Below are 25,246 nucleotides of genomic sequence, written 5' to 3'. Positions count from 1 at the left end.
CGGACCGAGCTAGATCTGCCCGGCGGGGATGTCCACGGCTACGTGCGGCAGATCGCCACCGAGCGTGACCTGGCAGCCGAGGCGGGAGGTCTCGGTGCGTGGGGTAGAGGTGCAGTCGAGCATTTCGTCTTCGTCGTCGGATAGGGGCGGCAACTGGGTGGCGAACTCTGGGCGGATGTGGACGTGACAGGTGGCGCACATGGCCTGGCCGCCGCATTCTCCGACAATTCCGGCGATCGAATTGCTCAGCGCGGCGCGCATGACGCTGGTTCCTTCGGCAACTTCCACTTCCTGGCTGGTGCCGTCGTTCTGGGTAAAGGTGATGGTTGGCATGAGAACTCCTGAGTTCGAGATGGACTAGTTCCAGGTCACGGGAAGGTTGGACAGGCCGCGGAACACCCAGCCATCCCAGTGCGCGGGCCGTGCGGAATCCAGTCGGAGGTCCGGGAACCGCGCGTAGAGCTTGGGAACCGCGATCTGGCCGATGGCGGCTTTGGCTGCCCAGTGCCCTGCGCACAGATGTACTCCGCTACCGAACGCCATGTGGGGTTTCTTGGGGCGGAAGAGATCGAAGACCGAGGAGCCGGGGCCGAAGTGGGACTCGTCCCGGTTAGCCGAACCCACCACGACACCCACACCGGCGCCCGCCGGCAGCTCAATGCCTTCGAGGACGGTGTCGGTTGTGGTTTCCCGCGGATACATGCCGATGGGCGAATGCAGGCGGACGGCTTCGTCGAAGACAGCTGGCCACAGAGCAGTATCGGACAGCGCCGCTTGGCGTTGATCGGAGCGATGCTGCAAGCACCAGACCATGTTGGTGACCATGTGCTGCGGCTCGTTCATTCCTCCCGAGATGGTCAGCTTCACGTTTGCCGCGGTGTTCTCCAGGGGCAGGCCGCTGTTCGACAGCGCAGAGATCATTGAGGCATCCGGGTGCAGCTGGTAGAAGGGGATGAGTTCTGCCAGCTGCTCGTCGCATTCGCTGACGGCTGCCTCGCAGCGTTCCCAGATGGCGGAGTCGTCCAACACATTTCCCATGCCGGCGATGAATGCTTGGGACCAAGTTCGCACCTGATCGACCGAAACGCCCTTCAGGCCCAGCAAATCGGCGAGGTTCTGCGCGGCCAGGGGTGCCGCATAGTGGTCGTTGAGGTCTGCTTGGGCCGGGCCGCGGCTTGCGAGTTCGTCCAGATACTTCTCCGCGTTGGCGGCGAACACCGGTGCCCAGACGTCCTTGATTGACTTGGGACGCAGGACCGGGTTGATGGGCGCCCGGTCGGCCGCATGTTCAGGATCGTCCTTGCGCAGCATGGGTTGCGCTCCGATGGCCCGCGTCATGGTTGCGGTGGAGACATTGGCAGAGAAAACGTGCTGTTCCTGCTCGATCGCATGGCAGGCCGAGTAGCTGGTTACCAGATACTTGTTCAGCTGGGGAACCCAGGCGATCGGTGCTTCGGTGCGCAGCCGGTCATAGGTCGGGTAGGGGTCGCGGGACATGGCCTGGAAATCCAGGTCGTCGACCACAGGAGCCGTAACGCCGGACGGGGAACTGGCAGCGGACCGCTCGGCGGACTCTGCGTCAACGGTCGCGGATGAATGCTGGAAGGGGCACCGTGCTTCGGTGGATATCATGGTGGCTGCTTTCTGTGAGGTGAATGTAATCAGTGTCACAGCGAAGCTACTTCGAGTAAACTGCCGATATTCGCAGATCTTCTACGATTGGATCGAAGTAATGGCCAGTTTCACGTTTAGGCAGCTGGAACTCTTTGCATCCCTGCCGGATCATGCGACCCTCGGTTCGGCGGCTAAGGACCTGCTCATTTCCGAGTCAGCGCTTTCGCACGCACTGACTGAACTTGAGCGTGCGGTGGGTGAGCAATTGTGCATCCGGCGCAAGGCCAAGGGGCTGCATCTGACCCCGAGTGGTCGGGAATTTGCCCTGCGCGCCCGCGAAATCCTCAAGGCCGTCGATTCGTTGACTGCTGATCTGGGACATCGAGCCGGGGAGCTGTCGGGGCCATTAGCCTTGGGGTGCTATACGGGGCTGGCTAGCAACGTGTTGCCCGCGGTTCTGCAGGGAATGGGGGAGAAGCACCCGCGTGTCACTATAGACATCAGCGTGGGCGACCACTCAGAACTGTTGCCCGCTTTGGATGATGGGCGGCTGGATTTCGCGATCCTTTACGACCTGGGCTTGCACGCTGAACTGCACACCACAGTGATCTATGAAACTGAGGTTATGGCCATCCTTGCCGAGGACGACCCGCTGGCTCAGGCCGAAGATGTCGATCTGGCCGACCTCGTGCCTAAGCCGCTGATCATGCTTGATACGGCGCCTAGTACCGCCAATACGCAACTGATGTTCGCCCAGCGAGGCCTGGCTCCCACGATCAAAGCCTCCGTGCCGCATATCGATCTCGCCAGGGCACTGGTTGGACGCGGCCTTGGATATTGCCTGCTGATGTCGCGCCCCAATCAGATTGGGCTGAGCAGCGAGGGGCGACAGATCGTGAGCAGGCCCCTGCGTCCGCGTAGCGGCAGGACGTCCGTTGTGGCGGCATGGGCTCGAGACGCGACGCTTACCGATCGGGCCAAGGCCGCGGTGGAGTATTCCATCGAGGTCCTCGAAGCGCTAGGAACCACGTAGTCCCGGACCGGGCGACTAGGAATTGGATCCAGGGCTCCAGTATTGACTTTTTTCTCGGTGGCTCTTGTCGTCCCCGCGTGCACGACGCGTCGGGTCCAGCCAAGACGACGACCGCGTAGCCGGCAGAAGGTAGCCTGCGCAGTCCCAGCTGGCGGATAGGGTGAGCAGGAATTCCGAGGTTTGCGCCAGATGAAGGCAGTTCATGTGGTTAGGCCGGGCCATCGCATATCGGCGGAAACCATTCACCACTCCAATTGCTGTCATTTTCAGTTAGCCGCGGATCATCGACCGCGCTCAGCCGCATGTATGGTGCCAGCAAGGATGCTTTTGTTGGAGCTATTTGGAATTGCCGCAAGCTCGCAACCGAGCTGATTGCGCCGGCCTTGTCCTGTTGTCACGTTTACAGAATCGATGCTTCCAGGCAGGCGCGACATTTGGCGCCGAAGGAGAAAAGCCCTGCAATCTGGCGGATAAGTTTCTAGGCAAAGGTATATGTCCACCACGTCATATACCACCTCGATGGGTTCATAAGGCCCCGGTTTACCCTGCGTGGCAGTAGCCAAACCGCCGGTTTTTGCAATAATGACCGTTGTGAACATTGCTCAGCCCGGTGAAGGGCACCCAGATAAAAGGCCTCCGTCGATGGCGGATGTAGCGGCCGTGGCAGGGGTGTCGCACCAGACTGTCTCCCGAGTGCTCAACAACCACCCCAATGTCAGGTCCGGAACTCGCGACCAGGTCATGGAAGCAATCCGCAAACTGGGGTATCGCCGCAATAGAGCTGCCCGTGCTTTGGCGACATCGCACTCCAGCACCGTTGGGATTCTGACCGTCGGCAGCGAGTTCTTCGGACCGCAGTCCACTGTGCAGGCCATCGAAGCCGCGGCCCGCGCGCAAGGCTACTTCGTGAGCGTGACCGCATTGGATCGCTACGACGCTCACAGTGCAACCGAAGCCTTGAACCACCTGGTTGACCAAGGAGTCGACGGTGTGGTGATGGTCGCGCCGTTCGAAAAGGTCATTGACGCCCTGGACGACGCGGCGCTCAAGATCCCAGTGGTGGTTGTCGCCGCCCGCACCAGCGTTCCCGCCTCGGATCCGGCTCGCTACGTCTACGTTGACCAGCGCGAAGGCGCACGCCTGGCTACCGGACACCTCCTGGCTTTAGGCCATCGCAAAATCGCCCATGTCTCCGGGCCAACAGGCTGGTTCGATGCCACCGAGCGGCAAGTCGGCTGGCAGGAAAAAATGCTCGAAGCCAAGGCGCCGATTATAGAAGTGCCCGCCGAATCATGGCTGGCGCCCAGTGGCTACGAGGCGGGCAAGAGGCTGGTTGACTCGGTGCGCGTCGGGGAAGTGACGGCAGTCTTCGCCGCGAATGACTATCTTGCCACTGGCATCCTGCGCGCCTTCTGGGAAGCCGGGCTGGATGTGCCAACCGATGTGTCGGTGATCGGTTTCGACGATCTGCAGATTTCGAATTTCCTCATCCCATCGCTGACCACTGTTCGGCAGCCATTCAGGGACGTCGGGCATGCGGCACTCACGGAATTGCTCGAAGGCGACACCGCCGATAAATCTCCAAAGGTGATCGCTCCAGCGCTGGTCATGCGGGCGAGCACGGCCCCGCCGAAGTCCCAATAATTCTGTTCTAGTTGCCCGTATCTCGAAATCGGGTGTTGCGCATCACGAAATGTTAGCGCTAACATTATCTCGAAGTTCCCGCCGGCGCTTCTCCGAGACCACTCGGAAGATGCCGTCGATGCAAAGACGCTGCCCACCAAGCTGGGCCTCAGGACGGAGAGTTCATGGCCACCGCGCCCCAGGATGCAACTGCAGCCCAGCTCATCATCAGCGGCCAAGCCGTGCTCGGCATCGAACTGGGCTCCACCAACATCAAGGCCAGCTTGATTGGCCCGGATTTCCAGCAGCTGGCCAGCGGCAGCTACCAGTGGGAGAACCAATTCGAGAACCAGCTGTGGACCTACTCGCTGGACGCTATCCACACCGGCCTGCAGCAGTGCTTCGCTGCCGTGCTCGCCGATTGCCGCCTGCGCTACGGCATTGCCCCACGCGGCTTCGCCTCGATGGGCGTTTCGGCCATGATGCATGGCTACATGGCCTTTGATCAGGATGGCGATCTGCTGGTTCCCTTCCGCACCTGGCGCAACACCAATACCCAGGTGGCTGCCGAGCAGCTCACCACCGCCTTCGGCGTCAATATCCCGCTGCGCTGGTCGGTGGCCCACTACTTCCAGGCCATGATCGATGGCGAGGAGCATGTGCCGCAGGTCCAGCACCTGACCACCTTGGCTGGCTATGTCCACAGGCTGCTCACCGGCGAGAAGGTGCTGGGCATCGGTGATGCCTCGGGAATGTTCCCCATCGACACAGCCACCGGCACCTACGACGCCGCGATGCTCGACGCCTTCGACGAGATCTCAGCCCCTTACCAGTCCCCGCGCACCCTGGCCGAGCTGCTGCCGGCAGTCCTGCCTGCCGGCGCGACGGCAGGAACCCTGAGCGAAGCCGGCGCCCGCCTGCTCGATCCCACCGGCCAGCTGCAGCTCGGCACCCCGTTCTGCCCGCCCGAAGGCGATGCCGGAACCGGAATGGTGGCCACCAACTCGGTGGCCGTACGCACCGGCAACGTCTCGGCCGGCACCTCGATCTTCGCCATGCTCGTGCTGGAGAAGCCACTGGCCGGAGTGCACCACGAAATCGATGTGGTCACCACCCCGGCCGGCGACAGCGTCGCGATGGTCCACTGCAATAATGGCGCAAGCGAGATCGGCGTCTGGGCCGGCGTATTCGGCGAGTTCGCCAAGGCACTGGGCGTGGATGCCTCCAGCGACCGCATCTTCGAGGCACTGCTCGGCTCGGCACTGGACGGCCAGGCCGACGGGGCAGGCCTGCTGGCCTACAACAACCTGTCGGGCGAGCCGGTCACCGGCCTGGAGCAGGGCCGGCCGCTGGTCATCCGCACCCCGGACTCCTCTTTGACCCTGGCCAACCTGATGCGCGCCCAGGTCTACGGCATGTTCGCCACCCTGAGCCTTGGCATGAAGGTGCTGGCCGCGCAGGGCGTGCAGGTGGAAAAGCTCTATGCCCATGGCGGCATCTTCCGCACCGCCGGGGTGGCCCAGCGCTTCCTGGCTGCCGCGCTGGGCACCGAAGTGAGCGTCTCGGAAACTGCCGGCCACGGCGGGCCCTGGGGTATCGCGGTGCTGGCAAGCTTCCGACAGTTCATCGAAGCCAACCCGCAGACCAGCTTGGATTCCTATCTGGACGAGTTGGTCTTCGCCGAGGCCAACACCAAGGACGCAGCCCCGTTGGCTGAAGATGTGGCCGGCTACAACGCCTGGCTGCAGAACTATGAATCCGGTTTGGCCATTCAGCGTGCGGCCATCACCGCCCTGTAAGTTTCCAGCAGAAAGCCAAGAAAACATGAGTGAGCTCAATTCACTGGCGGATTACCCGCAATCGATGCAAGATGAGGTGGCTGCGGTCCGGCAGCTCGTTGCCAGCCTGCACGCCGAATTGCCGCGCTACGAGCTGGTGGTCTGGACCGCAGGCAACGTCTCCCAGCGCGTGCGCCATCCGCAGATCACCGATGGCAGCTCAGACCTCTTCGTGATCAAGCCGTCGGGGGTCTCCTACGACGACTTGACCCCTGAATCGATGGTGGTGTGCACCATCGATGGCCAGCTGCTCGAGGGCGAGCATGCGCCATCCTCGGATACCGCCGCCCACGCCTACACCTACGAGCACATGCCGGAAGTCGGCGGCGTGGTGCACACCCACTCCACCTACGCCACCGCCTGGGCGGCGCGCGGCGAGGAAATCCCCTGCGTGCTGACCATGATGGCCGACGAATTCGGCGGACCAATCCCGGTGGGTCCCTTCGCCATCATCGGCGACGACTCGATTGGCCGCGGCATTGTCTCCACGCTGCGCGAATCCCGCAGCCCCGCAGTGCTCATGGCCAACCACGGGCCGTTCACCATCGGCAAGGACGCCCGGGCGGCAGTTAAGGCCGCGGTGATGTGCGAGGAAGTGGCCCGCACCGTGCATATCGCCCAGCAGCTCGGGGATCCGCAGCCCATCGACCCCGGGAAAATCGACTCGCTCTACGAGCGCTACCAGAACGTTTACGGACAGTAAGGACATCATGGCCAAGGCATATAGTGACAAGGAAATCTGGTTCTTCACCGGCAGCCAGGACCTGTACGGCGAGGACACCCTGCGCCAGGTGGCGCAGCAGTCCACCGAGGTGGCGCAGGCGCTGGATGCGTCGGCCGACGTTCCGGCAAAGATCATCTGGAAGCCGGTGCTGAAGGACTCCGAATCGATCCGCCGCGCGATGCTGGAAGCGAACTCGGATGAGAACGTGCTGGGTGTGATCACCTGGATGCACACCTTCAGCCCGGCGAAGATGTGGGTCAATGGCCTGAAGGCCCTCCAGAAGCCGCTGCTGCACCTGCACACCCAGGCCAATGTCGAACTGCCGTGGGATTCGATCGACTTCGACTTCATGAACCTGAACCAGGCTGCGCACGGCGACCGCGAATACGCCTACCTGGCCACCCGCCTGGGCGCCGCGCGCACCACGGTGGTCGGCCACGTCTCCAACCCAGCGGTCAGCCGCCGCGTGGGCACCTGGATCCGCGGCGCTGCCGGCTTCAACGCCGTGCAGAACCTGAAGCTGGTCCGCTTCGGTGACAACATGCGCAATGTCGCGGTGACCGAGGGCGACAAGACCGAAGCCGAGATCCGCTTCGGGGTCTCGGTGAACACCTGGGCCGTCAATGACCTGGTCGAGGCCGTGAAGGCGGTGGCCGAGGCCGACATCGATGCGCTGGTCGGCGAGTACGAGCACGAGTACGACGTGGTTCCCGAACTGCGCGCCGGCGGCGCGCGCCACGAGTCGTTGCGCTATGCCGCCGCCCAGGAAATCGCGCTGGAAGCATTCCTGTCCAACGCCGGCGCCATGGCCTTCACCACCAACTTCGAGGACCTCGGCGGGCTCAAGCAGCTGCCGGGCCTGGCCGTGCAGCGCCTGATGGGCAAGGGCTACGGCTTCGGCGCCGAGGGCGACTGGAAGACCGCGGTGCTGGTGCGCGCCGCCAAGGTGATGGGCGAGGGCCTGCCGGGCGGAGCCTCGCTGATGGAGGACTACACCTACGACCTGACCCCCGGCAAGGAGCTGATCCTCGGTGCCCACATGCTCGAGGTCTGCCCGTCGCTGACCACCTCCAAGCCAAGGGTGGAAATCCACCCGCTGGGCATCGGCGGCCGCGAGGATCCGGTGCGCATGGTCTTCAGCGCGGACGCCGCCGAGGGCGCGGTGGTCGTGTCCATGGCCGATATGCGCGAGCGCTTCCGGCTGACCGCCAATGTGGTGGACGTGGTGACCCCGCCAGCTGACCTGCCGAACCTGCCGGTAGCCCGCGCGGTGTGGAGTCCGCGGCCTGACTTCAATATCTCTGCCGAGTCCTGGCTTGCCGCCGGCGGTGCGCACCACACGGTGATGTCCACCGCCGCAGGCATCGAGGCCTTCGAGATCTTCGCGGAGATCGCCGGTGCCGAGCTGCTGGTCATCGACGAGGAGACCACGCGCCGGAACTTCGCGCAGCAGATCCGCGTCAACCAGAGCTACTACCGCTTGGCGCAGGGTTTCTAGCAGCCAGGCAGGCCCTTTCCCGGGCTCTGCGCGCTCTGTGCTGGGCGCGCAGGACCACTGGGTAAGGAATCTTAATTTATTTTCATCAGAGGGTGGTCGAAGTCACTGTGTTAGCGCTAACATAGTGTGAGTCCAGTCTCATTCGCAGATATGGCAACCTTTCAAGGAGGAAAAGATGGCATGGAATAATTGGACCCGCAAAGCCGTAGCGACCATGGGATCGCTCGCGCTGGTCGGCGCATTGGCAGCCTGCAGCGGCAGCGGTGCCGGCGGCGGAGCCGGGGCTGGCGGCGGGGAATCGACTGCCCCCGAGGACATCCAGGTGGGCGTCGCAATGCCAACCGAGACGTCCGAGCGCTGGATTGCCGACGGCGAAGCCGTCAAGTCCCAGCTGGAAGAAGCCGGCTTCGAAGTCGACCTGCAGTTCGCGAATGACGACATCCCCACCCAGCAGCAGCAGATCGACCAGATGATCACCAAGGGCAGCGACATCCTGGTGGTCGCCTCCATCGACGGCACCGCGCTGTCCACCCAGCTGCAGGCCGCCGCGGACCAGAACATCCCGATCATCTCCTACGACCGCCTGATCAACGGCACCGAGAACGTGGACTTCTACGTCACCTTCGACAACTACAACGTCGGTGTCCAGCAGGCCACCTCGCTGCTGACCGGCATGGGCCTGGCCGACGACCAGGGCAAGCGCACCGACAAGAAGGGCAAGTTTAACATCGAGCTCTTCGCCGGTTCGATCGACGACAACAACGCGCACTTCTTCTGGAAGGGCGCCATGGATACCCTCAAGCCATACCTCGACGACGGCACGCTGACGGTCAAGTCCGGCCAGACCAAGATCGAGCAGGCCGCCACCCTGCGCTGGAGCCAGGAAGAAGCCCAGTCGCGCATGGAAGACCTGATCACCGCCCATTACCAGGGCGGCAAGACCAAGATCGACGGCATCCTCTCGCCATTCGACGGGATCTCCCGCGGCATCATCACCGCACTGTCCAACGCCGGCTACGGCAAGTCCATCAAGGACGGCCTGCCGATCATCTCCGGCCAGGACGCCGAAATCGCCTCGGTGAAGCTGATCGACGATGGCGTGCAGTACGCAACCATCTTCAAGGACACCCGCAAGCTGGCCACCCAGGCTGTCGAGGCCGTGAAGGCCTACGCCGGCGGCGGCGAACCGGAAGCCAACGACACCGAAAGCTACGACAACGGCAAGAAGGTCGTTCCTTCCTACCTGCTGGATTCGGACATCGTGGTCAAGGACAACATCACCTCGCTGCTGGTCGACTCCGGGTACTACACCGCCGAGGAAGTCAAGGCCGGACAGGCCAAGTAGCCGCGCAGGCAGCAACCACGGTGGCGGGAGGGCAGCCTGTCCTCCCGCCAGCCTGGTTCACCGCTCACAGCACACACCAAGGACGTCTGCACTATGGACACCACGATCCTGCATATGCAGGACATCACCAAGACTTTTCCCGGAGTCAGGGCGCTGGACGGCGTCAACCTATCGGTTCGCAAGGGCGAAATCCACGCCATCTGCGGAGAGAACGGCGCCGGAAAATCCACCCTCATGAAGGTGCTCTCCGGGGTCTACCCGCACGGCAGCTACGAGGGCAAGATCATTTTCGAGGGCGAGGAGCTCAAGGCCTCGAACATCAAGGATTCCGAGGCCCAGGGCATCGTGATCATCCACCAGGAGCTGGCCCTGGTGCCCTACCTCTCGGCGGCGGAGAACATCTTCCTCGGCAACGAGACCTCCCGCGGCGGCTTCATCGACTGGAACGAAACCAACCATCGCGCTGCCGACCTGCTGGCCCGCGTGGGCCTGGACGAGCAGCCGGTCACCCCGGTCGGCCAGCTAGGTGTCGGCAAGCAGCAGCTGGTGGAAATCGCCAAGGCGCTGAGCAAGAACGTGAAGCTGCTGATCCTGGACGAGCCGACCGCCGCGCTGAACGACGACGACTCGGAGCACCTGCTGAACCTGCTGCGCGAACTGCGCGAGCAGGGCATCACCTCGATCATCATCTCGCACAAGCTCGGCGAGATCGAGGACATCGCCAACACCACCACCATCATCCGCGACGGCCAGTCCATCGAAGCCCTGGACATGGCCGACCCCGCCTCCAACCAGAACCGCATCATCCGCGGCATGGTCGGCCGCGAGCTCTCCGCCCGCTACCCGCAGCGCGAGCCGCAGATCGGCGACGTGGTCTTCGAGGTGCGCGACTGGTCGGTCCAGCATCCGGTCCAGCAGGACCGCACCGTGGTGGAGCACGCAAGCCTCGACGTGCGCGCCGGCGAAATCGTCGGCATTGCCGGGCTCATGGGCGCCGGGCGCACCGAACTGGCGATGAGCATCTTCGGCCACAGCTACGGCCGGAACATCACCGGCACCGTGCTGATGGGCGGCAAGCCGGTGGACACCTCCACGGTGGGCAAGGCCATTGGCGCCGGCATCGCCTACGTCTCGGAGGACCGCAAGAAGTTCGGGCTGAACCTCATCGAGGACATCCGCGTGAACACCACCGCGGCCGGACTGGGCAAGATCTCCTCGAAGGGCTTCGTGGACGGCAACAGGGAAATCCAGATCGCTGAGCACTACCGCAAGTCCATGCGCATCAAGACCCCCAATGTCATGGCGAAGGTCGGCAACCTCTCGGGCGGCAACCAGCAGAAGGTCGTGCTGGGCAAGTGGCTGCACACCGCCCCGGAGCTGCTGATCCTCGACGAGCCCACCCGAGGCATCGACGTCGGCGCCAAATACGAGATCTACACGATCATCAACGAGCTGGCCGCGGCCGGCAAGGCAGTGCTGGTGATCTCCTCGGAACTGCCCGAGCTGCTGGGCATCTGCGACCGCATCTACACCCTGGCCTATGGCCGGATGACCGGCCAGCTGCCGCGCAGCGAAGCCACCCAGGAACGCCTCATGGAACTCATGACCATCGAGAAGGAAAGCACCCGATGACCATCACAAACGAGCTGAAGGATATCTTCACCAAGAACTTGCGCACTTCGGGCATCTACATTGCCTTCGTGCTCATCGTGGTGCTGTTCACCATCCTGACCAACGGCCTGCTGCTCAGCCCGATCAATATCACCAACATCATCCTGCAGTACTCCTACGTGCTGATCCTCGCGCTGGGCATGATCATCGTGATCGTGGCCGGGCACATCGACCTTTCCGTCGGGTCGCTGGTTGCCCTGACCGGCGCGGTCTCCGCGGTGCTGGTGATCAGGAACGACATGCCATGGTGGTTAGGCATGCTCGCCGGCATTGCGGTGGGCGCGCTGTGCGGTGTGTGGCAGGGTTTCTGGGTCGCGTACGTGGGCATTCCCGCGTTCATCGTGACGCTGGCCGGCATGCTGCTTTTCCGCGGCCTGACCTACGAAGTGCTCAACAACGTTTCGCTCTCGCCGTTCCCCGGCGAATACGGCCAGATCGCCGGCGGCTTCCTCAACGGCCTGCTCGGCGGCAACGGCTTCGACCTGTTCACCGTGATCATCGGCGTGATCGCCGTCGTGGGCCTGTTCTACTCGCAGTGGCGCAATCGCGCAGGCCGGGCAAAGTACGGACAGAGTGTCGAGTCGATGGCCATGTTCCTGGCCAAGAACATCATTTCCGGCGCCATCATCCTCTGGTTCTTCTGGCAGATCGCCACCAGCCGCGGCATGCCGATCGTGCTGATCATCCTGGCCGCCCTGATCCTGGGCTACCACGTGCTGACCACCAAGACCGTCTTCGGCCGCCACGTCTACGCCATCGGCGGCAACCTCTCCGCCGCGAAGCTCTCGGGCGTGAACGTGAAGAAGATCAACATGTGGATCTTCATCAACATGGGCCTGCTTTCGGGCGTGGCTGGCGTGGTCTTCTCCTCGCGCTCCAACGGCGCCCAGCCAGGTGCCGGCAACATGTTCGAGCTGGATGCGATCGCCGCCTGCTTCATCGGCGGCGCCTCGACCACCGGCGGCGTGGGCCGGGTGACCGGCGCGATCGTCGGCGGCCTGGTGATGGCGGTGCTCTCCAATGGCATGCAGCTGATGGGCGTCGGCGCGTCCACCCAGCAGATCGTCAAGGGCGTGGTGCTGCTGCTGGCAGTGGCCTTCGACATCTACAACAAGCGCCGCGCAGGCGCCGGCAACTAGGCTGCGGCTTGCTGCCACGGCCCTCCCGCACGCGATGGCGGGAGGGCCCGCCCATGCCCGATGGTTTCCCAGCACTGCACGAAGGATGACGAAATGGATCGCCAATCAATGCCGCAGCAGGACACCGCCAACGGAACGGTGCTCACGCTGCAAGCCCACGGCTTCACCGCGCAGCTGGCCACGGTGGGCGCCACACTGGTGTCCCTGGACTACGGTGACCGCCCGCTGGTGCGCGCCTTCGATCCGCGCGGTGAGCGCCCGGTGTTCTCCGGAGCGATCCTGGCTCCCTGGCCCAACCGGGTGATCGACGGGGCCTACCACTGGGAGGGCCAGGAGTTGCAGTTGCCGATCACCGAGCCGGAGCGCGGCCACGCGCTGCACGGCCTGGTGCTGGACGAGAACTTCGAGATCACCGGACGCGGCCCGGACTTCGCCCAGTTGCGCACCGTGATCGCCCCGAACCCCGGCTACCCCTATGAGGTGCAGCTGGTGATCGACTACCGGCTGGAAGCCGGCGGGCTGCGCACCATCGCCACCGCCACCAACCTCGGGCAGGGCACCGCGCCCTTCGCCTGGGGTTCGCACGCCTACCTGGTCGCACCGGGCAAGAAGGCGGATGAATGGACTTTCACCCTGCCAGCCGGCAAGGTGCAGCTCACCGACGGCGTGCGCCTGCTGCCGCAGGAGGTGGTTCAGGTGGATGGCACCGAGCTGGATTTCCGCACCCCGAAGCCGATCGGGGACCTCTTCATCGATCATGCGTACACCGGGTTGGCCGCCGGCGCCGACGGTTTGTTCAGTGCATCGATCACCGACGCTGCGGGCGTCGGCGCGCAGATCAGCTGGGATGCGGCCTGCCCGTGGGTCCAGATCCACACCGCTGACCGCGATGCCCCGGCGCTTGACCGCACCGGCCTGGCCATCGAGCCGATGACCTGCCCGCCCGGCGGGTTCAACTCAGGCCAGGACGTCATCGCGCTTGTCCCGGGCGCCAGCTGCGAAGCCAGTTGGCTGATCGGCCCGGTCCAGCCGAGCTAACCCGCAGGCGCGCCCGCCGCGCCGCCTACCTATTTGCACCACCACTAGCCCATTGGAGAGATGGCCATGCCGCAAGGCTCCGCAGCATATGAAGCAGCCCACCGGGTGCACCACCTGGCCGATGGCCGCGAAGCGATCTTCTTCGCCGATGCCAACACCGCACTGCCGGAACCGGTGGCCGATACCCGGCCGCTGGATCCGCGCGGGGAACCCGGCGAGCTGCGCTACGACCGGCTGACCGGAGACTGGGTGGCAGTCGCTGCCCACCGCCAGTCGCGCACCTACCTGCCGCCCAAGGAAGAATGCCCGCTATGCCCCAGCGCGCACGGGCGCATGAGCGAAATTCCCGCCGAGGACTTCAACGTGGTGGTCTTCGAGAACCGCTTCCCGTCGCTCGGCCCGGCACTGGGTTCGATTCCATCCGCCGCACCGGTGCAGGTTCCTGCCCCGGCCTACGGCCGCTGCGAAGTCGTGGTGTTCACCCCCGAGCACACCGGGTCCTTCGCCTCGCTGGATGGCACCCGGGCGCGCACCGTCATCGAGGCCTGGGCGCAGCGCACCGCAGCATTGTCCGCGATGGAAGGCATCGAGCAGGTCTTCGTCTTCGAGAACCGCGGCCAGGACATCGGCGTGACCCTGCACCACCCGCATGGGCAGATCTACGCCTATCCGTACCTGGCCCCGACCGCAGCCAAGATGGCCGGCCAGGCGGTGGCGCACCTGGCGAAGACCGGACGCCCCCTGATGCAAGACATCCTGGACTTCGAGCGCAATGAAGGCTCGCGCATGGTGCGCCAGGGCGAGCACTTCTCCGTGTTCGTGCCCTATGCGGCCCGTTGGCCGCTGGAAGCCCATCTGGTGCCGCACCGCCACGTGCCGGATCTTGCCGCGCTCAATGAAGAGGAGAAAGCCGAACTGGCAGTGATGTACCGGGATTTGCTGCGCGGATTCGACGCGCTGTACGACACCCCCACCCCCTATATCGCCGCGTGGCACCAGGCCCCGCTGGAACCGGAAGCCCGTGCTGCATCACGGCTGCACCTGCAGCTGACCAGCCCGCGCCGGGCAGCTGGCAAATTGAAGTACCTGGCCGGCTCGGAGGCTGCCATGGGCGCCTTCATCAACGACGTTCCGGCCGAGCAGGCCGCCGCCCGGCTGCGCGAGGTCATGCCATGAGCCGCAGCGGAAGCGGGGAAACCGCGGCACGGGTCAATGCCCTGCGCGAGAAGTTCGCCAAAGCCTACGGCCACAGGCCCGAAGGCATCTGGCGCGCCCCGGGACGGGTGAACCTGATTGGCGAGCATACAGACTACAACCTGGGCTATGTGCTGCCCTTCGCCATCGATAAGAACGCGCTGGTGGCAGTGCGCCGCAAGTCGCAGCTGGAGCCGCGAAGCCAGGTGCTGGATTTCGCCTCCACCTACGGCTCAGGCGACGAGCTGCCGATCACCTCGGTCACGGTCGATGAGCTGGTGCCCCGGGCGGTGCCCGGCTGGGCCGCCTACCCGGCCGCCGTGCTGTGGGCATTGAACCAGCTCGATGACGTGCAAATTGGCGGGCTGGAGCTGATGGTGGACTCGGATGTCCCGGTGGGCTCCGGCTTGTCCTCCTCGCATGCCCTGGAAGTGGCGACTGCCGTGGCGCTGGATGACCTCTACGGCCTTGGGTTGTCCAAGGTGCAGATGGCCCAGCTGACCCAGCGGGCCGAGAACGAGTTCGTGGGCGCCCCGACCGGAATCATGGACCAGAGCGCCTCGCTGATGTCCCATGCGCAGCACGCGCTCTTCCTGGATTGCCGTTCCATGGAAACCCAGGCAGTGCCGTTGCCGTTGGCGCAGCACGACGCGGTGGTGCTGGTCATCAATACCCGCGTCGAGCATTCGCATGTGGATGGCGGCTATGCCGCCCGCCGTGCCAGCTGCGAGCAGGCCGCCGCCGCATTGGGGGTTGAATCCCTGCGCGAAGTGCACAGCGTCGCGGAACTGGAAGCCATCGCCGACCCGGTGGCCCGGCGCCGCGCCAAGCACATCGTGACCGAGAACCAGCGGGTGCTCGATGCCGTTGCCGCGTTGCACGCCTCGGACTTGGGCGCGGTCGGCAAGCTGCTGTGCCAGTCCCACGAATCCATGCGCGACGACTACGAGATTTCCAGCGAGGAACTGGACGCCGCGGTGGAGGCCGCCATGGCGGGCGGGGCGATCGGTGCCCGCATGACCGGTGGCGGTTTTGGCGGCAGCGCCATTGCCCTGGTCAAGCGCGAGCGGATCGAGCCGGTCAGCCAGGCCGTCCGGGAGGCCTTTGACCACGCCGGCTATGTCGAGCCGGCCATTTTCACCGTCATTGCAGATGAAGGAGCAGGCCGGGCATGAGTTGGCTAGTGACCGGCGGAGCCGGGTATATCGGATCCCACGTGGTGCGTTCGCTGCAGGCGGCGGGGTTCGAACCGGTCGTCGTGGACTCGATGTCCAGCGGGGTGCGCTCCTTCGTTCCCGAAGAAGTGCCGTTCTACCAGTTGAGCATCCTGCAGACCGCGAAGCTCGTGGAAATCATGAAGCGCCACGAGGTCACCGGGGTCATCCATCTGGCCGGCTACAAGTACGCCGGCGAATCGGTGAAGCACCCGCTGCTGGCCTTCGAGCAGAACGCCACCGGCACCGCGCACCTGCTCGAAGCCATGGCCACCGCCCGCGTGCACCATATGGTCTTCTCCTCCTCGGCTGCCGTCTACGGCACCCCGGCCGAAGATGTGGTCACCGAAGCCACCGGCACCTTCCCCGAATCCCCGTACGGCCAGAGCAAGCTCGTGGGGGAGTGGATGATCCGCGACCAGGCGGTGGCCGCCGGGCTGAAGCACACCTCGCTGCGCTACTTCAACGTGGTTGGATCGGGCAGCGAAGAACTCTATGACGCGAGCCCGCACAACCTGTTCCCGCTGGTGTTCCAGGCGCTGAATGCCGGCAAGATCCCGAAGATCTTCGGCACCGACTACGACACCCCCGACGGCACCTGCGTGCGCGACTACGTGCATGTTGCGGACCTGGCGCTGGCGCACGTGGAAGCGGCCAGGAAGCTGGAGGCCGGCGAGGATTTGGAGCCGGTCTACAACCTGGGTTCAGGGGATGGCGTCTCGGTTCGGCAGATCATGGAGACGGTCGCCGAGGTGACCGGCATCGGCTTCACCGCTATTGAGGAAGCCCGCCGTCCGGGCGATCCGGCGCGCATCGTTGCCGACGGCAAGCTGGCCGCCCGCGACCTGGACTGGAGGATGCGCCACAGCCTGGCGCAGATGGTGCACAGCGCCTGGGAGGCTTCGGCGCAGCGCCGCTGACTAGCCGGTGCGCAATTTGGCGGCGATCGCATCCATGGTCTGGGCAATCGCCAGCGACTCGTCCAGCGGCATGACTGGCGACTCGGTCAATCCATCGGCGATGCACCGGGCTACGTGGGCCGCTTCGAAGCCCAAGCCGGCAGCCGGCGAGGTTTCGGTGAACTCGCGGCTGTCGGCGATCCTGCCGTCGGCACTGCGCAGCACCAGCGCGGAACCGCAGCAAATCGGGCGCTGCAGCTCCAGGGTGCCTTCGGTGCCGGCAATCCACGCGCCCTGCGGCGAATCGGTTTCGATGCTGCTGAAGACCGTTGCCGTGGAGCCGTCCTCATTGGCGAGCACCGCGGTGAAGGACGCATCGACACCGGTGGGGGCCATCCGCCCCGAAGAGTGCAGCAGCTGCTTGGCAGGGGAGACCATGGCGCTGAAGGCGATGGGATAGACGCCGACATCCAGCAGGGCCCCGCCGCCCAGTGCCGGGTCGTAGATGCGCGAGCCGTAGTCGACCTCGAACTTGGCGCCGAAATCAGCCTGGATGGCGATCACCTGCCCGAGCATTCCGGACTCGATGACCTGCGACAGCACATTCCCGATCGGCAGGAACCGCGACCACATGGCTTCCATGGCGAACACCCCGGCAGCCCTGGCCGCCTCGATGACCCGGGCGGTTTGCCGGGCATCCAGGCTCATCGGCTTCTCCACCAGGACGTGCTTGCCCGCGGCGATGGCCTTGAGCGCCAGTTCCGCGTGGCCGCTGTGCGGGACAGCGATATAGACGGCATCCACCGCAGGGTCGCTGAGCACCGCATCGTAGGAGCCGCAGGCCCGGGTTCGCCCATCCCCGTAGGTGCGTGCGAACTGCTCGGAGCGGGCCAAGGTGCGCGAGCCGACGGCTCCGATCCGGCTGGAGGTCAAGTTGTTCAGCGACTGGGCAAACTGCGAGGCGATCCACCCCGGTCCCAGGATGCCCCAATTCAGCGCCGGAGCGGAGGAGGGATGGGGCAGCGTGGATTCGGGCAAGGCTAGTGGCACAACAGGCTCCGATGGCAGGCAAGATCAGATGGCTGTTTCTACCCTAAGCGGAGGATGGGCCTAGTGGAAGAGCTTTTGGGCTGCAACCAATTGGCCCGGAACCGCTGAGCCGGCCGCCTGGCTACAGGTCGACCGCGTTGGCCAGCACCGGAAGCTGCTGGCGCGCTGCCTCCACCTGTTCGAGGTCCAAATCGACAACCAGCAGCTCGGGCTCCGCTCCGGCTCGGGCGATAACGCGGCCCAGCGGATCAACCACGAGCGAGTGCCCGACGCCCAAAGGCGCCGTGCCGGTCACCGTGCGGCCAATGCTTTGCGGGTCAGCCTGGTCCACTGCCACCACGAACGTGGTTGAATCCAAGGCGCGAGCCTGGGCCAGCGTGGTCCACTGCTCGGTTTTGCCCTCGCCCTGGCCCCACGAAGCGCTGACAATGCAGATCGACGCGCCAGCCTGCGCATGGCGGGTGAACAAGCGCGGGAATCGCAGGTCGTAGCAGGTGGCCAGGCCGATGATCGCGCCCTCGTGCTCGAACTGCACCGGGGACTGGCCGGGTGACACCGAATCCGACTCGGCATAGCCGAAAGCGTCGTAGAGATGGATCTTGTCGTAATGGGTATCAACCCCATCACCGGCGACCAGCAAAGTGTTGCGCACCCGTCCGCCCTCACCAGGGGTGAACATGCCTACGGCAATGGTGATGCCAATGTCCCGCGCCTGCTGGCGAATCAGCGTAGCCCACGGGCCATCCAGTGCCTGCGCGTACTTGGCGAGATCATGGCCGAAGGACACCTGCATCGCCTCGGGAAAGACCACTAGCGTGGCACCTGCTTCCTTCGCTTGGCGTGCATGATCGCGCACTGTCACCAAATTGCGCTGGGGATCAGCGGTGCTCAGCACCTGAGCCAAAGCGATTCTCATGGGATAGTCCTTTCCTGCGGCCAACGGGCGGCGATGCGCTCCGCTCACGACTCTACGCAATAGCGATCAGCAGAGCTACATCTGGGCCATTTGCACCTCTTCGCGGCCCTTGGACACCGACATCACGTCCTGTTGGCGCTCGCCGTCCACCTGGGCGGCCAAGGCATCCAGTGCGGACATGGACTGCGCGGACAAGCTGACGTCCAGCGCCTGCAGGTTATCGTCGAAGTGCGCGCTGAAGCGCGTTCCCGGTATCGGGGAGACGGCCACATCGAATGCCCGCGCCTTTTCATAGACCCAGGCCAGCGACACCTGGGCGGTGGAGATGTTCTCGCGTTCGGCCACATCCGCGATGACTTGGCGCAGCGGCTGGTTGTGCTCCATGCAGGTCGCCTCGAAGCGCGGGAAGTTGCGGCGGATATCGCCCGCTTCCAATTGCTCCAGCGAATCCACTTCGCCGGTGAAATAGCCGCGGCCCAGCGACGCGTAGGCCACCAGGCCCACGCCTAGCTCGCGGGCGGTAGGCAGCAGCCAGCGCTCGATGTCGCGGCTGAAAATCGAATACTCCATCTGGATCGCGGCAATCGGATGCACCGCGTGGGCTCGGCGCAGCTCCTGGGAGGTCACCTCGGATAATCCGATGTACCGGGTTTTCCCTGCTTCGACCAGTTCCTTGTACGCGCCGACAGTCTCCTCAATCGGTACCTGGGAATCCACGCGATGGTAGTAGTACAGGTCGACGTGGTCCACGCCCAGCCGTTGCAGGCTCTCGTCCATGCATTTCTTGATGAAGGCGGGGTCGCCGTTGGCGCGTGGATCGCCCGAGTTCTGCGGGCGGACGATACCTGCCTTGGTTGCCAGCGTGACTTCGCCGCGACGGTTTTTCAGCACCTGGGACAGCAGGGCTTCGTTGTGCCCTTCGCCGTAGATGTTGGCGGTATCCAGGAACGTCACGCCTCGATCAATGACATGGTTCAATGTGCGCAAGGATTCGGCATCGTCGGCCGCGCCGTAGGTACCGCTCAGCGACATGCAGCCAAAACCCTGCGCCGTGGTTTCCAGCCCTTGGCCGAGGTCGATGCGGTTTGGAATCTGCTGTGCCATGCTTGTCCTCATCAATAGTCGGTTTTTCTGTACCCGAGCCTAGCGAAGCGGAAACGGCATGGCTTCATGTTCGAGGAAATATTGAGCCTCGTGAACCGATTCCGCTGCGACACACCCTTGAAGATCTCGTTTTGATCTGTATAAAGAGACTGAGTCTCACTTTCGTGAATTGATCTCAGAGTAAAATTCTTGCCATGGGAAGCATGGTTCGCGATCGGGTTCGCGAGAAGATGAAAGCCGAGTTGGCGGAACAGGCCTATGCCGTTTTCGCTGAACGAGGCGTGGAGAGTGTCACCGTCCAGCAGGCAGCCCAAGCCATCGGAATTTCCCGCGCGACGTTCTTCCGCTACTTCTCCTCGAAGGAGGACGCGGTCGTTACCGCGCTGCGTTCCACGACCGGGCACTTCTCCGATGTGGCTACCTCCATGTCGTCGCAGCCGGGGGAGAGCTTGCTCGAGCTCTTGCGCCGCAGCTTTGAGTCGGCAGTGGAGTTCGCTGAAAAGGATCCGGCGACAATGATCAGCCGTATTGAATTGATCAGGAGCACCCCTGCGCTGCGGGCCAGCTGGCAGGAATCGCTGCGTGAGCAGCAGGTGGCGCTGGCCCAGGCACTCTCGCCGTTCTGCGCGAACCAGCGGCTGGCTGAAACCGCCGCCTTGCTGGGCTTGTCCCTGTACGACCATGCGCTGGACCGCTGGGTTGGCAGCACCGGCAGCACGTTGCGCGAGATCCTTGACGAAGCTTTCGACTTCGCCGCCATGATCGATGACAACTGGGCGGTCAGACGCTAGCAGGACCAGGACCAATGGCGTAATCGTGGCTTCGGATTCCGGCTGGAGCGCCATCCAGCGAAGCCCGCCTTCGGGCGAGCGCGGCTGCTGGAACATGGAACGGCCGGGTGCACTGGAGTATTTCCAGTGCACCCGGCCGCTCTGTGGTCAGGCTCCCCGCTGTTGGCCTGCCGGCAACGTAGCTGCCTCAGCTGCGCGCTTCTGCCCGTTCGTCATCGGGGGGGGATATTCTGCGTGGCCGCAGCCGCTTCTGCTTCAGTTGCCGGCCTCATATCGAATTTGGGCAGGGCATCCGGGGAGGGGCCGCCGCCGAACTTCGGTGAAGGCTGGCCGCCGTTGGCTACGCTGGGAGAACAAAGAAGTATAGAAAGGCTTCTTGGGGGTTGGTTCCGCGACTCGGAAGTCGTCTGCGGGTTTGATTTTCATGGCTGCTCCTGAGGATTGGCTCCCTCCGAGATATGTGCCTGGGGCTTGGATGGTGTTCACTGTAAGCCACGTCACAGTATTCCGTAATGAAAAAAGATAATTTCGAAATACGGAATAGTATCGTTCTGGATCATGGAATACTCAGAGTTTGACAGGTGATGATCCCGAACCTGATGCCAATGGCATCCGGCAACACGCGCATTTGCGCAGCATTGCCGGATTCTCTTTTCCAGGGGGAGCCTGCGCGGAATGATCCCGGGGCAGAAGCTGTTCCTTATGCATGGATACCAATACGTGCGCCTCGGGCAATCCAGCTGTTTCACAGTGCCTGGCCGCCGTAAGCTGACCCTACCTAGAAGTCGCGGATGGCTTATTGAGATCATGGACAAAGGTGAAATCCACCGTTTACCTCCGGCAGAATTGAGAGCACTCGCAAATGAGCATGGAAAGCGCCGCCTGGCATTCGCTGTGGAAGCTGTCGGGGGACAAAGGCAAGGCCTACGCTCCCACCACTCCCAAGCGGGTGCTGAAGTTCGCCTCCAGCTACAAGTCCCGCCTGCTGGTCTTCGTCATCTTCTCCATCCTGGCCGCCGTCCTGGCCGTGATCACCCCGGTGCTCGCCGGCCGGGTGGTAGACGAGATTGTCGCGCAATCTGGCATCCGGACGATCATCAATCTGGCGCTGCTCATGGCGGTGATCGCAATCCTGGATGCCGTGGTTTCCGTAGCCGTCCGCTGGTTCTCCTCGCGCCTGGGCGAAGGAATCATCTATGACCTGCGCACCGCGGTCTTCGACCATGTGCAGAAAATGCCGGTGGCGTTCTTCTCGCGCACCAGGACCGGTGCGCTGGTCAGCCGCTTGAACAACGACGTCATCGGCGCGCAGTCGGCCTTCGCCGGAACCCTGTCCGGCCTGGTTTCCAATACCGTGGCGCTGGTGCTCACCGCCGGAGTCATGTTCACCACCTCGTGGCAGGTCACGCTGATCGCACTGGTGCTGCTGCCGATCTTCCTGCTGCCCGCCCGCCATTTCGGCAAGTCCGTGGCCCTGCTGCGCCGTGAATCCGCGGAGCTGAATGCGACCATGGGCAACCAGATGACCGAGCGCTTCTCCGCGCCCGGCGCCACCCTGATCAAGCTGTTCGGCCGGCCCAAGGATGAGTCCGAGCAGTTCGCGTTGCGTGCCGGCAAGGTGCGCGATATCGGCGTCAAGATGGCCATGCGCCAGTTCTACTTCGTTGCCGCACTGACCCTTGTGGCTGCCCTGGCCCTCGCACTGGTCTACGGCCTGGGCGGCATGTACGCGGTGCGCGGCGATCTGGCCGCCGGCGACGTGGTGGTTCTGGGCATGCTGCTCACCCGCCTCTACACGCCGCTGACCGCACTAGCCAACGCCCGCGTGGAAATCACCAGCGCGCTGGTCAGCTTCGACCGCGTCTTCGAGGTGCTGGACCTTCAGCCGCTGATTGCCGATGCGCCGGATGCCCGCCGGCTTGAGGTCGGCGCGGTGCCGGTGAAGTTCAACCACGTGAACTTCTCCTACCCGAGCGCGGACAAGGTCTCGTTGGCCTCGCTGGAGGAAGTGGCAGTCCTGGACACCCGGGGCGGCGAAGAAGTCCTGCATGATATCGACTTCGAGATCCCGGCAGGCCAGACCTATGCGCTGGTGGGTTCCTCCGGCGCCGGCAAATCCACTATCGCCTCGCTGCTGGCCCGCCTGTATGACGTGGACTCGGGCAGCGTCGAACTGGCTGGCGAGGATATCCGGCAGCTCAAGCTGGATTCGCTACGGTCAACTGTGTCCATGGTGACCCAGGACGGCCACCTGTTCCACGAGAGCATCCGCTCCAACCTGGCCCTGGCCCGGCCGGAAGCAACCGAAGAGCAGATATGGGAAGCGCTGGAGCGCGCCCGGCTCAAGCCCGTGATCGCCGCCCTGCCCGATGGACTGGACACCGTGGTGGGGGAGCGCGGCTACCGGCTCTCCGGCGGCGAACGCCAGCGCATGACCATTGCCCGTCTGCTGCTGGCCGCGCCGCAGGTGGTCATCCTGGATGAGGCAACCGCGGCCCTGGATTCGTCGAATGAGGCCGCGGTGCAGGCGGCGCTGGGCGAAGCGCTGGAAAACCGCACCGCGCTGATCATCGCCCACCGCCTGTCGACCATCCGCTCCGCGGACCAGATCCTGGTCGTGGAGGGCGGACGAATTCTAGAGCGCGGCACGCACAGCGAGCTGCTGGCATTGGGCGGGCGCTACAGCGAGCTGCATGAAACCCAGTTCGCGCAGTAGCCGCTCCCGGACGCGAAGAAGGCCTAGGCGCTGGCGGCCAGTTCACTGGCCTTCTGCGCTGCATGGGTGGCGATGATGGTGCCGAAGACCAGCCCCTGGCCAATGGTGGCCCCGGCCCCCGGGTAGACGTTGCCGAAGATATTCGCGGCGGTATTGCCCTGGGCGTAGAGCCCCTCGATGACCTCGCCGGAGGTGCCCAGCGCCCGGCCATGGGCATCGGTCATCACGCCGCCGCAGGTGCCCAGGTCCGAGAGCACGATCTTCACCGCGTAGTAGGCCTTGCCACCCAGTGCGCGCAGGTTCGGGTTCGGCTGCTGGGTCGGGTCGCCGTAGTAGCGGTCGTAGGCTGACTCGCCACGTCCGAACTGGTCGTCGATTCCGGTACCGGCACCCTCGTTGAATGCTTCCAGGGTCTGTTCCAGCACCTGTGCGGGAACATTGATCTTCTCCGCAAGCTGGCCGATGGACGAGGACTTGTGTGCTATCCCGGCCTTGTACCAGGACTTCGGAAGCGCCATCCGCGGGTAGCATTGCCCGGCGAAGATGTAGCTGTCGCGGTAGGCCTGGTCGAAGATCAGCCACATCGATCCCACGGGGTCGCCATCCGCTTCGCGACGCAGGATTTCCTGCCCGAAGCCCATGTAGTCGGTGGATTCGTTGATGAATCGGCGCCCTGACTGGTCCACCATGAACGATCCGGGCAGCGATCGCTCGGCCAGCAGGACCTTCGGCGAGGATCCGGGCTTGAGCGGAGCCACTGCCGGGAACCACCAGGCCTGCTGCATGCTTGCCAGCTGGGCGTTGTGCTTTTGCGCCAACTGGATGGCGTCGCCGTGGTTGCCCTTGGCGCCCAGGCTCAGGTCCTCGATGAGCGACGGGCTCTGGTGCTCCTGGCGCATCGCCATATTGTGGTCGTAGCCGCCGGCGGCCAGCACCACGCCGTGCTTGGCGCGCACGCTCACCCGTTCGCCGCCCTGCTCCAGGACCGCTCCGGTGACCGCCGAATCGGTGAATTCGAGATCCACCAGCTTCGCTTCGGTCCAGACCGGGATGCCCGCATCCAGCGCCCCGGCGTACATGCCGCCGGCGATGGCCTGGCCGCCGGCGCTGTAGTTGCGGCCGATCAGCAGCCCTCCGGCACCCTGGATGAGACGCTTGGCGATGCGCGGGAAGGCCTTGTGCGGGGCCTTGGCAATGAGGTTCATCCACTTGTAGTCCGCGCCGGTCACCGGCATCGGCATCGGGGCGGCCATGGTGGCTGGCTGGAAGCGGCCCAGCTGGCCGCCGAGCTTGTTCAGGTCGAAGGGGCGCGACTCGACCGAGCGGCCCGCGGCGCTGCCTCCCGGTTCTTCGGGATGGTAGTCGCTGTAGCCCTTGGCCCAGAAGAAGCTCAGCTGGGTCATGCGCTCGAGCATCTTCACGGTTTCGTCGCCGTGCTGAAGGAAGGCCTTCCAGCGCTCGGCCGGGCCGGAGCCTTCCACCACGGATGCGATGTACTTCTCGCCGCGCTCCAGGGAGTCGACGGCGCCCTCGCGCTTGAGCACCGGGTTGGCGGGAATCCAGAAGGCGCCACCGGAGCGGGCAGTGGAGCCGCCCACGTATTTGGTCTTCTCGGCCACTGCAACGTCCAGGCCCAGTTCCTTCGCGGCCAACGCGGTGGCCAGCCCGGTGCCGGAGCCGATGACCAGCAGGTCGACTTCGTGCTGATCGATGGTGACGGGTGCAAGAACGGTTTTCGATGCCATGTCAGACTCCTCTGCGCGATGCCGGGCCCCAGCCCTTTTGCCAGCTCACGCTAGCCGAGCAGCTGGTCGCGCAGGCGGTGCAGTCCCGTTGGAA

Annotated in this window: 20 protein-coding genes; 14 read left to right on the top strand and 6 right to left on the bottom strand. The window is 64.4% G+C overall.

The genetic code is table 11. From position 1 onward, the window contains the following. Window positions 1-9 precede the first annotated feature (9 nt). Window positions 10-333 (bottom strand): 2Fe-2S iron-sulfur cluster-binding protein, encoded by a 324-nt coding sequence (locus ATK23_RS13310; RefSeq protein WP_066142918.1) that lies wholly within the window; start codon window positions 331-333, stop codon window positions 10-12. A gap of 24 nt (window positions 334-357) precedes the next feature. Then, on the bottom strand, window positions 358-1,632 hold the full coding sequence (locus ATK23_RS13305; RefSeq protein WP_083515637.1) for a cytochrome P450: 1,275 nt from the start codon (window positions 1,630-1,632) through the stop codon (window positions 358-360). Between ATK23_RS13305 and ATK23_RS13300 the strand changes: the two genes are divergently transcribed. The 12 genes from ATK23_RS13300 (at window position 1,631) to galE (ending at window position 16,851) form a co-directional block, all read left to right on the top strand. After that, window positions 1,631-2,647, top strand: coding sequence for a LysR substrate-binding domain-containing protein (locus tag ATK23_RS13300; protein ID WP_245858519.1), 1,017 nt, complete (start codon window positions 1,631-1,633; stop codon window positions 2,645-2,647). The two genes, ATK23_RS13305 and ATK23_RS13300, sit on opposite strands and share 2 nt — an antisense overlap. A 642-nt stretch (window positions 2,648-3,289) precedes the next feature. Then, window positions 3,290-4,291 (top strand): LacI family DNA-binding transcriptional regulator, encoded by a 1,002-nt coding sequence (locus ATK23_RS13295; RefSeq protein WP_066142921.1) that lies wholly within the window; start codon window positions 3,290-3,292, stop codon window positions 4,289-4,291. A gap of 164 nt (window positions 4,292-4,455) precedes the next feature. Beyond that, window positions 4,456-6,069 (top strand): xylulokinase, encoded by a 1,614-nt coding sequence (locus ATK23_RS13290; protein ID WP_066142924.1) that lies wholly within the window; start codon window positions 4,456-4,458, stop codon window positions 6,067-6,069. Between the two features lie 25 nt (window positions 6,070-6,094). After that, entirely contained in the window at window positions 6,095-6,811 is a 717-nt protein-coding gene (locus tag ATK23_RS13285) for an L-ribulose-5-phosphate 4-epimerase (protein ID WP_066142927.1), read from the top strand. Window positions 6,812-6,818: 7 nt separating this feature from the next. Beyond that, entirely contained in the window at window positions 6,819-8,330 is a 1,512-nt protein-coding gene (gene araA / locus ATK23_RS13280; protein ID WP_066142930.1) for an L-arabinose isomerase, read from the top strand. Window positions 8,331-8,505: 175 nt separating this feature from the next. Next, a complete protein-coding gene (chvE, locus tag ATK23_RS13275) occupies window positions 8,506-9,675 on the top strand; it encodes a multiple monosaccharide ABC transporter substrate-binding protein (RefSeq protein ID WP_066142934.1) in 1,170 nt (389 codons plus the stop codon). Between the two features lie 93 nt (window positions 9,676-9,768). Beyond that, entirely contained in the window at window positions 9,769-11,307 is a 1,539-nt protein-coding gene (mmsA, locus tag ATK23_RS13270; protein ID WP_066142937.1) for a multiple monosaccharide ABC transporter ATP-binding protein, read from the top strand. Continuing rightward, window positions 11,304-12,485 (top strand): multiple monosaccharide ABC transporter permease, encoded by a 1,182-nt coding sequence (gene mmsB / locus ATK23_RS13265; RefSeq protein ID WP_066142939.1) that lies wholly within the window; start codon window positions 11,304-11,306, stop codon window positions 12,483-12,485. The genes mmsA and mmsB overlap by 4 nt, the downstream gene beginning before the upstream one ends. A gap of 93 nt (window positions 12,486-12,578) precedes the next feature. Next, on the top strand, window positions 12,579-13,523 hold the full coding sequence (locus ATK23_RS13260; RefSeq protein WP_157801661.1) for an aldose 1-epimerase family protein: 945 nt from the start codon (window positions 12,579-12,581) through the stop codon (window positions 13,521-13,523). 60 nt (window positions 13,524-13,583) lie between these two features. Then, entirely contained in the window at window positions 13,584-14,699 is a 1,116-nt protein-coding gene (gene galT, locus ATK23_RS13255; protein ID WP_066142944.1) for a galactose-1-phosphate uridylyltransferase, read from the top strand. After that, on the top strand, window positions 14,696-15,892 hold the full coding sequence (gene galK, locus ATK23_RS13250) for a galactokinase (RefSeq protein WP_066142947.1): 1,197 nt from the start codon (window positions 14,696-14,698) through the stop codon (window positions 15,890-15,892). The genes galT and galK overlap by 4 nt, the downstream gene beginning before the upstream one ends. Continuing rightward, complete coding sequence (gene galE, locus ATK23_RS13245) at window positions 15,889-16,851, top strand: UDP-glucose 4-epimerase GalE (RefSeq protein WP_066142950.1); 963 nt, start codon at window positions 15,889-15,891, stop codon at window positions 16,849-16,851. Before galK ends, galE begins: the two co-directional genes overlap by 4 nt. Here the strand turns inward: galE and ATK23_RS13240 are convergent, their stop codons facing one another. The 3 genes from ATK23_RS13240 to ATK23_RS13230 all read right to left on the bottom strand — a co-directional run bounded on the left by ATK23_RS13240 (window position 16,852) and on the right by ATK23_RS13230 (window position 19,900). Further along, window positions 16,852-17,880 carry a Gfo/Idh/MocA family protein gene (locus ATK23_RS13240; RefSeq protein ID WP_157801660.1) on the bottom strand — a complete coding sequence of 343 codons (1,029 nt, stop codon included), beginning with the start codon at window positions 17,878-17,880 and terminating at the stop codon, window positions 16,852-16,854. 121 nt (window positions 17,881-18,001) lie between these two features. Then, a complete protein-coding gene (locus ATK23_RS13235) occupies window positions 18,002-18,796 on the bottom strand; it encodes a carbon-nitrogen hydrolase family protein (protein ID WP_066142957.1) in 795 nt (264 codons plus the stop codon). A 75-nt stretch (window positions 18,797-18,871) separates the two neighbouring features. Next, a complete protein-coding gene (locus tag ATK23_RS13230) occupies window positions 18,872-19,900 on the bottom strand; it encodes an aldo/keto reductase (protein ID WP_066142960.1) in 1,029 nt (342 codons plus the stop codon). 194 nt (window positions 19,901-20,094) lie between these two features. Between ATK23_RS13230 and ATK23_RS13225 the strand changes: the two genes are divergently transcribed. Then, window positions 20,095-20,691, top strand: a complete 597-nt coding sequence (locus ATK23_RS13225; RefSeq protein ID WP_066142963.1) for a TetR family transcriptional regulator — start codon at window positions 20,095-20,097, stop codon at window positions 20,689-20,691. 862 nt (window positions 20,692-21,553) lie between these two features. Further along, window positions 21,554-23,407, top strand: coding sequence for an ABC transporter ATP-binding protein (locus ATK23_RS13220; RefSeq protein ID WP_066142965.1), 1,854 nt, complete (start codon window positions 21,554-21,556; stop codon window positions 23,405-23,407). A 23-nt stretch (window positions 23,408-23,430) separates the two neighbouring features. Here ATK23_RS13220 and ATK23_RS13215 read toward each other — a convergent pair whose 3' ends face one another. Continuing rightward, on the bottom strand, window positions 23,431-25,152 hold the full coding sequence (locus tag ATK23_RS13215) for a 3-ketosteroid-delta-1-dehydrogenase (protein WP_066142968.1): 1,722 nt from the start codon (window positions 25,150-25,152) through the stop codon (window positions 23,431-23,433). Window positions 25,153-25,246: the final 94 nt, after the last annotated feature.

It is taken from the genome of Glutamicibacter nicotianae (assembly GCF_002797775.1).
GTDB classification, from domain to species: Bacteria; Actinomycetota; Actinomycetes; order Actinomycetales; family Micrococcaceae; genus Glutamicibacter; species Glutamicibacter nicotianae.
The sequence above is the reverse complement of the archived record's forward strand: the minus strand, read 5'-3'. Positions and strand labels throughout refer to the sequence as shown.

Excerpts from the sequence above, each read along its gene's own strand:
- ATK23_RS13230 (WP_066142960.1), bottom strand. The coding sequence starts at position 19,900 with ATGGCACAGCAGATTCCAAACCGCATCGACCTCGGCCAAGGGCTGGAA.
- ATK23_RS13260 (WP_157801661.1), top strand. The coding sequence starts at position 12,579 with ATGGATCGCCAATCAATGCCGCAGCAGGACACCGCCAACGGAACGGTG.
- mmsB (WP_066142939.1), top strand. The coding sequence starts at position 11,304 with ATGACCATCACAAACGAGCTGAAGGATATCTTCACCAAGAACTTGCGC.
- galT (WP_066142944.1), top strand. The coding sequence starts at position 13,584 with ATGGCCATGCCGCAAGGCTCCGCAGCATATGAAGCAGCCCACCGGGTG.
- galE (WP_066142950.1), top strand. The coding sequence starts at position 15,889 with ATGAGTTGGCTAGTGACCGGCGGAGCCGGGTATATCGGATCCCACGTG.
- ATK23_RS13300 (WP_245858519.1), top strand. The coding sequence starts at position 1,631 with ATGGTGGCTGCTTTCTGTGAGGTGAATGTAATCAGTGTCACAGCGAAG.
- ATK23_RS13235 (WP_066142957.1), bottom strand. The coding sequence starts at position 18,796 with ATGAGAATCGCTTTGGCTCAGGTGCTGAGCACCGCTGATCCCCAGCGC.
- galK (WP_066142947.1), top strand. The coding sequence starts at position 14,696 with ATGAGCCGCAGCGGAAGCGGGGAAACCGCGGCACGGGTCAATGCCCTG.
- ATK23_RS13215 (WP_066142968.1), bottom strand. The coding sequence starts at position 25,152 with ATGGCATCGAAAACCGTTCTTGCACCCGTCACCATCGATCAGCACGAA.
- mmsA (WP_066142937.1), top strand. The coding sequence starts at position 9,769 with ATGGACACCACGATCCTGCATATGCAGGACATCACCAAGACTTTTCCC.
- ATK23_RS13295 (WP_066142921.1), top strand. The coding sequence starts at position 3,290 with ATGGCGGATGTAGCGGCCGTGGCAGGGGTGTCGCACCAGACTGTCTCC.
- ATK23_RS13305 (WP_083515637.1), bottom strand. The coding sequence starts at position 1,632 with ATGATATCCACCGAAGCACGGTGCCCCTTCCAGCATTCATCCGCGACC.
- ATK23_RS13220 (WP_066142965.1), top strand. The coding sequence starts at position 21,554 with ATGAGCATGGAAAGCGCCGCCTGGCATTCGCTGTGGAAGCTGTCGGGG.
- ATK23_RS13290 (WP_066142924.1), top strand. The coding sequence starts at position 4,456 with ATGGCCACCGCGCCCCAGGATGCAACTGCAGCCCAGCTCATCATCAGC.
- araA (WP_066142930.1), top strand. The coding sequence starts at position 6,819 with ATGGCCAAGGCATATAGTGACAAGGAAATCTGGTTCTTCACCGGCAGC.
- ATK23_RS13310 (WP_066142918.1), bottom strand. The coding sequence starts at position 333 with ATGCCAACCATCACCTTTACCCAGAACGACGGCACCAGCCAGGAAGTG.
- ATK23_RS13285 (WP_066142927.1), top strand. The coding sequence starts at position 6,095 with ATGAGTGAGCTCAATTCACTGGCGGATTACCCGCAATCGATGCAAGAT.
- ATK23_RS13225 (WP_066142963.1), top strand. The coding sequence starts at position 20,095 with ATGGGAAGCATGGTTCGCGATCGGGTTCGCGAGAAGATGAAAGCCGAG.
- chvE (WP_066142934.1), top strand. The coding sequence starts at position 8,506 with ATGGCATGGAATAATTGGACCCGCAAAGCCGTAGCGACCATGGGATCG.